This is a genomic window from Marinobacter sp., assembly GCF_046484525.1.
In the GTDB taxonomy this organism is placed as follows: domain Bacteria; phylum Pseudomonadota; class Gammaproteobacteria; order Pseudomonadales; family Oleiphilaceae; genus Marinobacter.
On the sequence record NZ_JAWOIS010000071.1, the window covers coordinates 20,156 to 33,111 of the forward strand.

10 protein-coding genes are annotated in these 12,956 nt (G+C 60.2%); 6 read left to right on the top strand and 4 right to left on the bottom strand.

The window, feature by feature from the left end; translation table 11 throughout:
• Positions 1-178: 178 nt before the first annotated feature.
• A complete protein-coding gene (locus R6W86_RS15065) occupies positions 179-2,173 on the bottom strand; it encodes a TonB-dependent receptor domain-containing protein (RefSeq protein ID WP_410330179.1) in 1,995 nt (664 codons plus the stop codon).
• A gap of 484 nt (positions 2,174-2,657) precedes the next feature.
• Here R6W86_RS15065 and R6W86_RS15070 point away from each other — a divergent pair, with 484 nt between their 5' ends.
• The 6 genes from R6W86_RS15070 (at position 2,658) to R6W86_RS15095 (ending at position 9,457) form a co-directional block, all read left to right on the top strand.
• Positions 2,658-3,518 carry a Glu/Leu/Phe/Val dehydrogenase dimerization domain-containing protein gene (locus R6W86_RS15070; protein WP_410330242.1) on the top strand — a complete coding sequence of 287 codons (861 nt, stop codon included), beginning with the start codon at positions 2,658-2,660 and terminating at the stop codon, positions 3,516-3,518.
• 7 nt (positions 3,519-3,525) lie between these two features.
• Positions 3,526-4,197 (top strand): hypothetical protein, encoded by a 672-nt coding sequence (locus tag R6W86_RS15075; protein WP_410330180.1) that lies wholly within the window; start codon positions 3,526-3,528, stop codon positions 4,195-4,197.
• Complete coding sequence (locus tag R6W86_RS15080; protein WP_410330181.1) at positions 4,101-4,949, top strand: PEP/pyruvate-binding domain-containing protein; 849 nt, start codon at positions 4,101-4,103, stop codon at positions 4,947-4,949. The genes R6W86_RS15075 and R6W86_RS15080 overlap by 97 nt, the downstream gene beginning before the upstream one ends.
• A gap of 63 nt (positions 4,950-5,012) precedes the next feature.
• Positions 5,013-6,311, top strand: coding sequence for a sensor histidine kinase (locus tag R6W86_RS15085; RefSeq protein WP_410330182.1), 1,299 nt, complete (start codon positions 5,013-5,015; stop codon positions 6,309-6,311).
• Positions 6,287-6,820, top strand: a complete 534-nt coding sequence (locus tag R6W86_RS15090; RefSeq protein WP_410330183.1) for a response regulator transcription factor — start codon at positions 6,287-6,289, stop codon at positions 6,818-6,820. Before R6W86_RS15085 ends, R6W86_RS15090 begins: the two co-directional genes overlap by 25 nt.
• Positions 6,821-7,345: 525 nt before the next feature.
• Positions 7,346-9,457, top strand: a complete 2,112-nt coding sequence (locus tag R6W86_RS15095; protein WP_410330184.1) for a putative bifunctional diguanylate cyclase/phosphodiesterase — start codon at positions 7,346-7,348, stop codon at positions 9,455-9,457.
• Here R6W86_RS15095 and R6W86_RS15100 read toward each other — a convergent pair.
• The 3 genes from R6W86_RS15100 to R6W86_RS15110 all read right to left on the bottom strand — a co-directional run bounded on the left by R6W86_RS15100 (position 9,454) and on the right by R6W86_RS15110 (position 12,816).
• Positions 9,454-10,116, bottom strand: coding sequence for an energy-coupling factor ABC transporter permease (locus R6W86_RS15100; RefSeq protein WP_410330185.1), 663 nt, complete (start codon positions 10,114-10,116; stop codon positions 9,454-9,456). The genes R6W86_RS15095 and R6W86_RS15100 overlap by 4 nt on opposite strands.
• Positions 10,117-10,205: 89 nt before the next feature.
• Positions 10,206-11,942: a SulP family inorganic anion transporter gene (locus tag R6W86_RS15105; protein ID WP_410330186.1), complete on the bottom strand. Its 1,737-nt coding sequence runs from the start codon at positions 11,940-11,942 to the stop codon at positions 10,206-10,208.
• 7 nt (positions 11,943-11,949) lie between these two features.
• A complete protein-coding gene (locus R6W86_RS15110; protein WP_410330187.1) occupies positions 11,950-12,816 on the bottom strand; it encodes an MBL fold metallo-hydrolase in 867 nt (288 codons plus the stop codon).
• Positions 12,817-12,956: the final 140 nt, after the last annotated feature.

Genomic DNA, 12,956 nt, shown 5'->3' on the forward strand with positions numbered 1-12,956 from the left:
AACTACATGGTAACAATCGTTGCACCACACAGGAATGTAATCGTACACAAGCATAGTCCATGGCCGCCGGAGTGCTTTGATATGACACAAAAAAAGCCCTGCATGGAGGAGTTGGATCCATGCAGGGCCGAATGTCACCCGCCGGCTATGAGAAGCGGGTAACCGCCATAATCAGTCGTTACCACCGGGCCGTGAGCGCTGTGCGCACGGTGCGGCCGGGCTCGTTGACCTTGAAAAACTCCTCACCCAAGGCATCTGCTTTGCTCACGTGCGCCGCCCAGGTCTTGTCGAACACGTTATCCACCGCCCAGGTCAGGCTCAGGTTCGCCATCAAAGGATGGGTACCGGACAGATTAAACACGCCATAACCCGGCGATGTGCTCGGATCCAGACCAGATTCCAGATCTACCCGATCTTGCCGGCGCGCCAATTGCCATTCCACTTCGAGGGCGTGGCCTTGATAATGCCAGCCCACCATCTGGATAAACTGGATGGGCGGAATCCTAGGCAGGGCCTTGTCGGCATCCCGGTTTTCACCCCTTACAGACGCCAGCTTGCTGTTGGTGCTCCAGGTACCGTTGCTCCATCCCAGGTGGCCTTCAACGCCCAACAGACGGGCATCAATGTTGTAATAACGATCCTGGGAGCGCAGAACGTAGTCATCTACCTGATCCACCCAGATTGCCGGGCGCCAGCTCCAGTTGCCTTCGCGACCAGACAAGCTGATTTCCAACTTGTTGTGCTTCTCGGTGTCCAGATCCGGGTTTCCCACCCAGCCGAGCGTCTTGTTCACATAACGCTCGGTAACCCCCGGGCTGCGAACACTATGGCTGGCCACCACGTCCAGACTGCGATTCGGAGCATAACGCCACTCGCTGCTGACAAAACCACTTATATTGTCATCGGCAACGTCGGTATTTGTGGTGCCATAAACCTGCTCATAAGCCTTGGTGGCACTCATCGGTACCACGGTTCCGTCCGGCTGCTTCAGCGTGTATGTTTCGTCGGCTTTTGTCGCCTCCATCTCTACACGGTCATAACGAATACCGGCGCCGAGCTGCAGGTTGGGTTGAATACGGGTGAACTGCTCGTAGAACACACCCACGCGATCCCGCTCCACGCCCGGCCAGATGTAAGATGCCACAACGTCTTTATCTACACTGTTTAACGCCGCATCCCATTCATTCGTTTCGTAATCTACGCCGAGAGCCCAGTCTGTGTACTCCGTTGCACGCTGGTCCAGCGTCAACCGCACACCCTGGGTACGGGTTTCGGACGCAGTCAGCATTTTCATGGATGCCGTTTGCTCACGCAGACTGAAGTTATCCATCACATGGTCCACATCCGCCTGCCAGGTCATCAGGTTCCAATTACCATCAGCCACGGGTGCACCCAATTCCAGCCGATACAGATCGGTGTCGGTTTTCGGTGCATCCATACCCTGGCCAGGGAATTTCACATCCCGCTCTTCCTGACGGCTGACCATGCCCTTGATGTAAAAGCCGTTGTCGGCTGTCCAGGCACCGTCTACCCGGCCTTCGGCATTTTCGTAGGAACTGCGCACTTCATTGCCGTCGCCGTCTTCGTAATCGCCGGACTCGTCATAGCCTCCGGCAAATCGGATAAAAGCATCCTTGCTGCCGGCCGCCACGCTGCCGTTAACCAGCTTACCTTCGCCATTATCGGAACCGCCCAGGGTCAGGTGGCCGGTTGTGCGGTTATCGCCTGCGAACTCGGGAGCCGCCGTGGTGGCTACCACCTGACCACCGGTAATTGGGCCCCAGCGCAGGGTTCGGTTACTGGTGCGAATTTCCAGCACTGGCGCCAAGGCCGTGCTCAAGCGGCTGGTGGGCGGGTCCATACGGCTCGGACAGGCGCCCTCAACTCGCATACCGTCCAGCAATACGTCAACCCGATTTTCGTTCTGGCCACGGATAACCGGATCCAGGCCCCGACCACCCATGCGCGACAGCGATACCGAGGCATCAGAAGATAACCGTTGCACTGGTTCGGTCTGGATAGCGGCCTCTGAAAGTCGGGCCGCCTCGGCAGACTGGCCTTCGGTAACCCGGATCAACAACTGGTCACCATCCTGTTCTTGGGAAAATGCGGAAGTAGTGGCACATCCGGCCAGAATCAGGCCGACAATGCGTGCCAAGGGCTTCTCGGTCATGCCTGAGAGTTCCTCACCAATACGGGACTGGGAAAATCGGGTTGATTACCGGCAATGATAAAGACAAACCTGGTCGCGGGCTTGGGACACAATGCCGCACCCCCTAATGGGTATTTATGGTGAGATTTTATGCACGAATCCCGGGCGCAACCTGCCAGAAACTGAACGACTGTGGTGCAATCAATGCCATTTTCTGACCGGACGGCCAATTTCCCGTGCCGTTTTCAACGAGCAGTTCCGAAACAGGTAACACAATGACGGCAAAACTCGACGAAAAACTGGAACCAATCTTCCAGGACGTACTCCACCGTAATCCGGGCGAAAGCGAATTCCATCAGGCCGTTCACGAGGTACTGGAACCATTGGGCCCCGTCCTGGTGAAGACCCGGAATTCGCGGACAAGAAAATCATCCAGCGAATCTGTGAACCCGAGCGCCAGATCATTTTTCGGGTACCCTGGCAGGACGATAAGGGCGAGATTCATATCAATTGCGCCTTCCGCGTCGAGTTCAACAGCGCCCCGGGCCCCTACAAGGGAGGCATGCGTTTCCACCCTTCTGTTTACCTGGGCATCATCAAAGTCCTGGGCTTTGAGCAGATCTTCAAAAATGCCCTGACCGGCCTGCCCATCGGGGGCGGCAAGGGCGGGAGTGACTTTGATCCGAAAGGCAAATCAGACGACGAGATCATGCGTTTCTGCCAGAGTCTGATGACCGAACTCTACCGCCATCTGGGCGAGTACACTGACGTTCCCGCCGGTGACATCGGCGTGGGCGGCCGAGAGATTGGCTACCTGTTCGGCCAGTACAAGCGCATCACCAACCGATATGAATCCGGTGTCTTCACCGGCAAGGGTCTGGACTGGGGTGGCAGCCGTGCCCGTACCGAAGCAACCGGTTATGGCACCGTGTTCTTCACCCAGGAGATGCTCAAGGCCCGCGGTGATTCTCTGGAGGGCAAGACCGTAGTGGTTTCGGGCTCCGGCAACGTGGCAATCTATGCCATCGAGAAATGCCACGAGCTGGGCGCCAAGGTGATTGCCTGCTCCGACTCCCAGGGCATCATCGTGGATGAAAACGGTATCGACCTGAATACCGTCAAGCGCATCAAGGAAGTGGAGCGCCGTCGTATCAGCGCCTACACTGAATTCCACCAGGATGCCAGGTACGTGGAAGGCGGCAATATCTGGAGCGTTCCGTGCGATGTGGCCCTGCCCTGCGCCACCCAGAACGAGCTGAACGGTAAAGACGCCAAGTTCGGCGCGGAAGGCAACTACGTGCTGGGGGCCAATATCACTGGTTTCCTCCGTGTTGCCAGGGCGATGAACGCCATGGGTGTGATCTGATTCGGCCATGACCAGCAACGAGCCTCTCCAGCCGACCGACCGGGTTTCTACCGGCCTGGCCGGGCTGGACGAGGTTCTGGATGGCCTCGGAATCGGCGGTAACGTGGTCTGGCGTCTGATTGAAGAACACGGCCGCGGCGCCTTCTATGTGTGTGACTGCCTGAGCGAACTGCTCAATGCCTGGGCCACCGATGCCATGGTGGGCAATTTTTCCCGCGTAGTGTGTCCGTTCCTGTTCGAACTGGATACGGTCGCCTGGTTCACCCTGCACCCGGAACGCCACTCCCGCATGACCCTGGACCGGATCCGGGAAACCACTCAGGTGATGATCGACGTGCATCGGGATGGCCCGGAGATACAAATTCATCCCATCAAGGCCTGGCGCCGGCAGTCGCCGACCATGTTCCTGACGCACCGGGAACAGGATGGCCGGTTCGAGCCCATCACCGACAGCAGCGACGCAACCCGCGTCCAGGCTAGTCTGGAGCGGGATTACCTGCACCGCCAGCCACTGCTGGATTACTGGGACAAACTGTTTCAGGAAGCGGGCCGGGCCCTGGCCAACAACGAGCAGCACTGCACGTGCCGGCGCTGCCCATACAGCAGCTGGCCGAGGTGGACCGTCCCACCACCGAACGGGCAGAACAGCTCGGGCTCGCCGTACCGGTCTGGCGGCTGACGTTCACGCCGCTGGTGAAACGGACCCGGTTCATCGAACGCCTGTCCCGGCTGCTGAGAACCCTCGAGTCCAGCTACCGGCATCCGGTGGACGTGGAGTTCACACTGCAACTGAATCGCCAGGGAGAGCCCTCGTTCAATCTGGTGCAGTGTCGCCCCCTGGCCACCATCGGTGAAACCGGCCCGGTGACCCTGGCGGAAGAGCCGGACCCCGGGCGGGTGCTGTTCCGGACCGAAGGCCATTTCATGGGCGGCAATATCAACCTGACCCTGGACCGGGTAATTCGCATCGACGCCTCGGTCTACTCACGGCTGACCACCGGCCAGCGCTATGAGGTCGCCCGACTGGTGGGAGAGACCGTGCGCCGGGGCGAGGGTCACACCCTGCTGATCGGCCCGGGCCGCTGGGGTACCAGCAGCCCCGAGCTGGGTGTGCCGGTGCGTTTTGCCGATATCGCGGGGGTATCGGTGCTGGTGGAAGTATCGGAGAAAGCCGGGGATATGGTGCCGGATCTCTCCTATGGTTCCCACTTCTTCCGGGATTTGGTGGAAACCGGTACGGCTTACGTGACCCTGTTCCCGGACGACGGGCAATGCCGTTACCAGCCTGGTCTTTTGGAGTCTGCATCCCGGGAGACCGAGCCGGAAGCGCGGCCGGAAAATGCCATTCTCGTCACTACCATGGACGATCCGTCCCTGCACCTTCGCGCGGATGTCATCAGCCATCGCCTGATCTGCTACTTCGGGGATTGATCCGCGGCAAGCCCACTGAAAACAAATCTGCCGGACGCCGCCACTGTTGGTAGAATTCCGATCATGGAATGGCTCACACACTCTCAGACCGGTATCCGCCAGGCAGCCCGCTACCTGCTCGCCATGCGGTTGGCCATCGTTGCGATCCAGCTGGTTGCACTCGCCGTTGCGGAAACCATGATTACCCTGGCGCACGAGGCCGAGGCCCTGTTGCTGTGCCTCGGTTACGGGGTACTCGCCACCTTGGGATGGCTCTGGTTTATCCGCAGACCACCGGCTTCCACCCTGGCGGTCAGTGCCGGGTTACTGGCGGATATTGCCCTGATTGGCGGTTGGCTGTTCCTGACCGGCGGCTACACCAACCCCCTGGTTTCCCTGCTGCTGCTTCCCATTGCGGTGGCCATCATCCTGGTCCCCCTACGCCAGAGCATCGCCATTACCGCCAGTGGCATTGCCACCTACACGGCACTGGTGCTCTGGCACACCCCGATTTCCCACAGCCAACACAATGACAACTTGGCCCAATTACACCTGGTTGGCATGTGGGCAACCTTTGCCCTCACAGCGGCCATCCTGTTACTGGTGGTTGGCACCCTGGCCCGGCGGCTTCGCAGCCAGCAACTGCAGCTGGCAGAGTTCCGGGAAAACCGGCTTCGGGATGAACAGATCATCGCGCTTGGCCTGTCCGCCGCCGCTGTGGGACACCGGCTGGGCACGCCATTGAACACCATGACACTGCTGCTTGACGAGATCCGTTCGGAAACCGGTCACAACGGTCCCGCCCCGGATTCCGGGGCGCTGCAGGAAGACCTGGACACCATGGAACAGCAGATTCAGCTGTGCAGCCGGCATCTCCAGCAACTCACCCGGGCAGCGGTGGAGGCCAGGTCCGCGCAACAAGAGACACTGACGGTGGAGAACTGGCTGTTGCGCCTGAGGGAATCCGCCACTCTGCTATGGCCCTCCGGACCGATCCACTGGCGGCAACCATTTCCGAAAGTACCGGTGGCCGTGGACGCCACCCTGGACCAGGCGGTGCTGAATCTTCTTGCCAACGCCCTGACCGCCAGTCCGGCCTGGGTTGGCGTGGCAGCCCGTCCCGGTGCTCCCGGCCGGATCGAGATTGTTGTAGAGGATCACGGCGAAGGTCTGGAGGCTGCCTTTGAGGGCGCACCGGGGGAGGAAATCGTGGATTCCAGAAACGGGCTCGGTGTCGGCCTGTTCCTGTCCAATGCCACCATCCAGCGCCTGGGCGGCACGCTCAGGGCCAGGGCCGATGACAATGGTACTACCATGGTCATTGATCTGCCGGAAGCGAACTTGAACGGAGACAGCGCATGTGCCAACAGAACCTCTGGTTGATTGTGGACGATGACGCAGCCTTTCTTCAGATACTGCAACGTTCCTTGGCACGCCAGGACATAGAGGCCGTACCTGCCACCGCCGGGGCCGAAGCCCTGGCGCTGATCGAGGCAAGGGATTTCGGACGTTGCGTGCTGGATCTCAACCTGGCCGGCGAGAGCGGTCTGCAGTTACTGCCAGAGCTATTGGCCCGCAGGCCGGACCTGGAGATACTGGTTCTGACTGGCTATGGCAGCATAGCCACTGCGGTTGAAGCCGTGCGCCGGGGGGCCATCAACTACCTGTGCAAGCCGGTTACCGTAAACCAGCTCGTCACCGGCTTCGAGCCACTGGACGCGCCACCAGAGTTACGCCCGGAACCTCCGTCGGTGGAAGAAATGGAGTGGGAGCATATTCAGCGGGTACTCAATGAGCACGACGGCAATATTTCGGCCACCGCCCGCGCCCTGAACATGCACCGGCGCACCCTTCAGCGCAAACTGCAGAAACATTCCCGCTGGCGCAGTTGACCATCAGATGTAAATCGACATCAAACTTGACTTTCGTCAATTGGGCTTCGGCGGGCGGCAGTGCCAATGGCCTCAGTTTCAGGTAGCATCCCTAGTGTCCCGTCTGGCTAATTCGTTAACCTACTGAGCCACTGAGAGCTTTGAGAGCTAGGCGCGGTGGCGAAGGTTTGGTGGTTCCAAATCGAGACAGCGCAACGCGGCTATCAAAGCTCTCAGTGGCTCCCGAAGGGCGCAACGCTGAGGCTTCTGGCCGGTGTTGCCTGCCCTTGATGTGGAACCACCACACCTGCGGACAGTCGCCTTGGCCAGAAGCCTCAGCGTCACGCAGTAGGTTAACGAATTAGCCAGACGGGACACTAGTCTTTGCACCGTAATTTGCAATTTCCGGTCAACCTGCCGGGTATGCTCCCGGATTGATCCAGTCGGGTGTCCGAAGCTTTCATATTCGGTATTGCTACACTTGCGAAGGAAGGTCACAGGGAGGCGTATTCATAATCAATCAGCCAGACAAGCAAATACTGCCAAATGCCAAACATGACGGATGCTCTGGAACCCCCGACGGGTATTGATGCCGAACGCCTGGCCCTGGTGGCCGCCACCACCCCCAACCTGGTCCTGTTTCTGGACGAAGCCGGCACCATCGAGTGGGTGAACCCCAGCTTCGAGCAACACACCGGCCACCTGCTGGCCGACATCCGGGGCAAGCACCCCAGAGACGTGCTGTATGGGCGGGACACCGATCCCGAGACCATTGCCCGGATCAACCGCCACCTGCACCGGGGCGATACCTTTGCACAAGACATCCTGCACTACACTCGGTCCGGAACCCCTTACTGGGTCCACAGCTATTGCGTACCGATCGGCAGGGATCAGGGAGTCGCCCCGGGTTATATCGTGATCCAGAATAACATTTCCGACCGCAAGCACAGCGAGCGCGGGCTCCGGATCGCCGCCAGTGTCTTTGACCGCAGCCACGAAGCGATCATCATCACTGACCACAACAACCGCATCCTCGACGTCAATCCTGCGTTCTCCCGGATCACCGGCTACAGTCGGGATGAAGTCCTGGGCCTGAACCCGACCGTTCTCAGCTCCGGCCGGCATTCGAAGGAGTACTACCGATCCATGTGGCGGTCCATCGAAAAGACCGACCACTGGCGGGGTGAGATCTGGAACCGACGCAAGAGCGGCGAGGAGTTCATCGAACTGCTGTCCATCAGCCGGGTCCACCTTGAAGAACCCGGGAAGTACTATCACGTGGCAGCCTTTTCGGACATTACGGCCCTGAAGAATCACGCGCGAGAACTGGACCGGGCCGCCAACTACGATGATCTGACCGGGCTACCCAACCGTCAGCTACTCGAGGAGCGTCTGCGTTCGGCCTGCAGCCATGCCGAGCGCCACGGCCGGCGGCTGTCGGTGTGCTGCCTGGACCTGGACGGGTTCAAAGTAATCAACGACCGCCTTGGCCACGGCGCCGGCGATCAGGTATTACGCACCCTCGCCGAGCGGCTGACCCACACCCTGCGCAGCGGCGATACCGTTGCCCGGGTGGGCGGCGATGAATTCGTCCTGCTGTTGCAGAGCGACGATACCAACGCGGTTTACCACCGAATTCTGTCCGTCATCGGCGAGCCGGTAGCCGTCGGGGGCGAGCAGGTTAAACTGACCGCAAGCCTGGGAATCAACCGTTATCCAGAAGACCAGGCCGATGCCGAAGGCCTGATCCGGCACGCCGACCAGGCCATGTATTCGGCCAAGGAAAAAGGCCGCAACCAGTTCCATTTCTTCGATCCGGACCTTGATCAGCACCGGCAAAAGCGCCGGCAACACCTGATGGAGCTCACCCGGGCCCTGGAAAACCAGGAATTCGAGCTGTTCTTCCAGCCTCAGGTCCGGATGTCGGATTATTCCCTGGCCGGGTTCGAGGCCCTGATCCGCTGGAATCGGCCCGAATCGGGACTGGTCAGCCCGGGGGAGTTCCTGCCTTATGTCGAGAACAGCCACCTGGAAGTGCCCCTGGGCCAGTGGGTCCTGAAGGAAGCCATCCACCAGCTGAATACCTGGCAGCAGGCGGGCGAGAACCTGACCGTCAGCATCAATATCACCGCCCGGCACCTACTGGACCGTGGTTTTGCCGACTACCTGGAGAGCTACCTGCACAGCCACCCGGAGCTGGACCCGGCCCGGGTCACCCTGGAAGTGCTGGAGTCAACCGCACTGGAGGATACCAAGCAAGCCAATCACGTACTGACACGGTGCCGGGCGCTCGGCCTGCAGGTGGCACTGGATGACTTTGGCACCGGGTTTTCCTCCCTGAGCTATCTGCGAACCTTACCCATCGACATGATCAAGATCGACCGGAGTTTCGTTCGCAACATGATGGACAGTCCCAGTGACAAGGCAATCGTCGAAAGCGTGATCTTCCTGGCCCAGCGCTTCGAGCATCTGGTACTCGCCGAAGGGGTGGAAACCGGAGACCAGGCCCGAACCCTTTCCCGTATGGGCTGCAACCAGATTCAGGGTTATGGCGTTGCCCCACCCATACCGGCCGGAGAGGTCCTGAAATGGGCCCGCGGCTGGCACGCCCGGAAACGACCGGAGCTGGACCGGCTCGTCCAGAATGAGGGCATCTAGGGCCGATAGCGGCGCTGATCCAGGGTCGTGAGCCGGTCCGGGTGGAACACCATCAGGCCAGTCACGAAGGTGCCGTTGACGAAGCCTTCCGGCAGCATGATCAGGGGCAGGTAGCGGAGGTACTCGTGGATCAGCTCGTCAAAGGTATAAACCCCGCTGGACCAAAGCATCAGGCACATTACGACTCCGGCCGCAGCCACCGCCAGCCCGGCCCCGAAAAACCCGCAGAAAAAGATATAGGCGAAGAAATTGCTGAAGTTGCGGCGGCGTTCCCACACCATGATGGCATGGCTAACCAGTGCCGGCACCATGACAGTCACCAGCCCATTGGCCGCGAACATCATCGCGGGCTCTCGCCCGGTGATGACCGTGATTACTAACGCCAGCAGCCCACTGAACACCGCCAGCGCCCAACCCAGCATCAGGGTGATGACGGTGATGCCGAAGATATGGATCGCGAGACCGGGCGAGATTCCGGCCCTCAGTTGCCACAGGAACCCCAACGCCACGGCCGCCCCGAAGAAGGAATGCTGGAGGGCGTTATCCTTCCGGAAAGCCCTCCAATCGACAGTGCGGGCAGCCGCCAGCAGGATCAGCAGAAACAGCACTGCGGTCACCAGCCACTGGCCGGTCGATAACAGGTTTTCCGTCATCCCCATGGCAACCACATCCCCGGACAGTCAGTTCAGGACAGACACTGGGACAATGATAACGGGTAAGTCCGCCCTGTTACCAAGGCGGGCTTGATTCAGGCAGTCTGTGCCACCGGTTGCCGGTGATTGGTAAGCGTGGTCCAGGCATCGAAGGTGCTCAGGAATACCTCACCACCGAGGTGGGTGAGGAATTCCGTGTCCCTGAGCCGGTCCATGACCGGGCCCTTGACCTCGGACAGGTGCAGCCGCACACCCGCATCTTTCAACCGCTCGTTAATGGCCTCAAGGCTTTCCAGAGCCGAGGCATCAATGAGGTTCACCGCCGGGCACACCAGTACCAGCTCCCTGAGTTCGGGTTCCCGGGTCACCAAATCCATGACCGTTTCCTCCAGGAACCTGGCATTGGCGAAATACAGGCTTTCATCCACCCGCAGAAAGGTGACTTTCGGGCACAATTGGACATCGTGGCGCAGCACGTTGCGGAAATGTTCGGTGCCCGGAACCCGTCCCACAACGGCACTGTGCGGCCGGCTGGTACGGTACAGGAACAGACCGATGGACAACGCCACGCCGGCGATGATACCTGCCTCGACACTGTGCACAAGGGTCAGCAGGATGGTAGCCAGCATGGCACCGAAATCCGTGCGCGAGTATCGCCAGGTCCGGGACAGGGCCGGCAGGTCGATCAGGGTGGTCACCGCCACGATGATGGTTGCCGCCAGGGTTGCCTGGGGTAGCCAGGCGATGGCCGGGGTCAGAAACAGGGTCGCCAGGGCAATACCGACAGCGGTGTAGGCGCCGGCGGCCGGGGTTTCCGCGCCGGCGTCAAAGTTGACCACGGAGCGGGAAAAGCCGCCGGTTACCGGCATGCCACCCGATAATCCGGCACCAAGATTCGCCGTGCCGAGTCCGATCAACTCCTGATCCGGGTCAATCCGTTGTCGGCGCTTCGCTGCCAGGGTCTGGCCCACCGATACGGACTCGACAAAGCCCACGATGCTGATCAGCAGGGCACTGACCGCCAGTTGCGACCACAATCCGGTGTCCAGGGAAGGCATGGTAAATTCCGGCAGCCCGGCAGGCACCTCACCCACCAGGCGCACACCCTTCTGGTCCAGCTGGAGGTACCAGGCCACCAGCATAGTCACCAGTACCGCTAGAATCGGGGCCGTTTTGGTCAGGATATCCGCCAGCCTGGGCTGCATCCCCAGCTTCATCAGCAGCGGTTTCAGATGTTTGCGCGCCGCCACCAGAAACATCAGGGCACCGACACCGATGGCCAGGGTATGGAAGTTGGTGGTGCCAATCGAGGCCAGCAGGGACTCCACGATCTCCACCAGGTTATGCCCGGAGGCCTGGATGCCGAAAATATGTTTGAGCTGGCTGGCCGCAATGACAATACCGGAGGCGGTGATAAAACCGGAAATCACGGGATGGCTCAGAAAGTTGGCCAGGAAACCCAGTCGGAGTAAACCCATCAGGGTCAGCATCAGGCCCGACATCACCGCCAGCAGCACCGCACCCGCGACATAGGCAGCTGTTCCTACCTCGGCAATGGGCGCCAGGGCCGCGGCGGTCATCAGCGAGGCTACCGCCACCGGGCCGACCGACAGGGTCCGGCTGGTGCCGAACACTGCGTAGATCACCAGCGGCAGGATACTGGCGTAAAGCCCCACCTGGGCCGGAAGGCCCGCCAGCAGCGCATAGGCCAGGGACTGGGGAATAAGCATGACGGTGACGATGACCGCGGCCACCAGATCACTGGTGGCCTGATCACGACCATACTTGGGTGCCCACTGCAGAATGGGCAGGTACCGCTTGATCTGATTCATGCAGTACTCAGAACAGGTTAACCGGAACTTTCAGGTAAACCTGCCCGTTATCCTCGGCCGGCGGCATGTGACCGGCGCGCATGTTGACCTGCACCGATGGCAGGATCAGCCGTGGCATGTCCAGGGTGGCGTCCCGCTCGGTGCGCATCCTCACGAAATCGTCTTCACTGACCCCTTCGTGGACGTGAATGTTGGCTTCACGCTCCTCGGCCACGGTGGTCTGGAACAGGAATTCTTCGCGGCCCGGTGCACCGTAATCATGGCACATGAACAACCGGGTCTCCGGAGGCAGCGACAGCACTTTCTGGATGGACCGGTACAGCGTGCGGGCATCACCGCCGGGGAAATCACAGCGGGCTGTGCCGAAATCCGGCATGAACAGGGTGTCGCCGACGAAAGCAGCATCGCCGATCACGTAGGTCAGGCAGGCCGGGGTGTGGCCGGGAGTGTGCAGGACCCGGCCTTCCAGGTTGCCGATGCGGAAGGTATCGCCCTCACGGAACAGTCGATCGAACTGGCTGCCGTCCCGGGCAAATTCAGTACCGGCATTGAAGGCCTTGCCGAAGATCTCCTGGACATCGACGATCTTTTCGCCGATACCGGTCTTGCCACCGAACTTCTCGTGCAGGTAGGGCGCGGCAGACAGGTGATCGGCATGCACGTGGGTCTCCAGGATCCACTCCACCGTCAGGTCGTTATCCCGGACATAGCGGATGATCTCGTCCGCGGAGCGGACATCCGTGCGGCCGGCGGCATAATCGAAATCCAGGACGGAGTCCATGATTGCGCACGCCTGACTATCGGGATCACGCACCACGTAGCTGAACGTATTGGTCGGTTCGTCGAAGAAATGCTGGACGACGGGATTGCTCATGACACTCACCTCGAACATCGATCCTTTAAATTTAATTCTAAGGATATATTAAAAGGTAATATTGAGTGAAATGCCAATTTCTTCTATCAGTATCCTCCGTGATACCCGGCCGGGAGAAGGCCCGGCCTGTTCATTTCCGG

Bases quoted from the DNA above. Each gene is read 5' to 3' on its own strand.
- R6W86_RS15065 (WP_410330179.1), bottom strand. From the start codon at position 2,173: ATGACCGAGAAGCCCTTGGCACGCATTGTCGGCCTGATTCTGGCCGGA.
- R6W86_RS15075 (WP_410330180.1), top strand. From the start codon at position 3,526: ATGACCAGCAACGAGCCTCTCCAGCCGACCGACCGGGTTTCTACCGGC.
- R6W86_RS15085 (WP_410330182.1), top strand. From the start codon at position 5,013: ATGGAATGGCTCACACACTCTCAGACCGGTATCCGCCAGGCAGCCCGC.
- R6W86_RS15090 (WP_410330183.1), top strand. From the start codon at position 6,287: ATGTGCCAACAGAACCTCTGGTTGATTGTGGACGATGACGCAGCCTTT.
- R6W86_RS15095 (WP_410330184.1), top strand. From the start codon at position 7,346: ATGCCAAACATGACGGATGCTCTGGAACCCCCGACGGGTATTGATGCC.
- R6W86_RS15100 (WP_410330185.1), bottom strand. From the start codon at position 10,116: ATGGGGATGACGGAAAACCTGTTATCGACCGGCCAGTGGCTGGTGACC.
- R6W86_RS15105 (WP_410330186.1), bottom strand. From the start codon at position 11,942: ATGAATCAGATCAAGCGGTACCTGCCCATTCTGCAGTGGGCACCCAAG.
- R6W86_RS15110 (WP_410330187.1), bottom strand. From the start codon at position 12,816: ATGAGCAATCCCGTCGTCCAGCATTTCTTCGACGAACCGACCAATACG.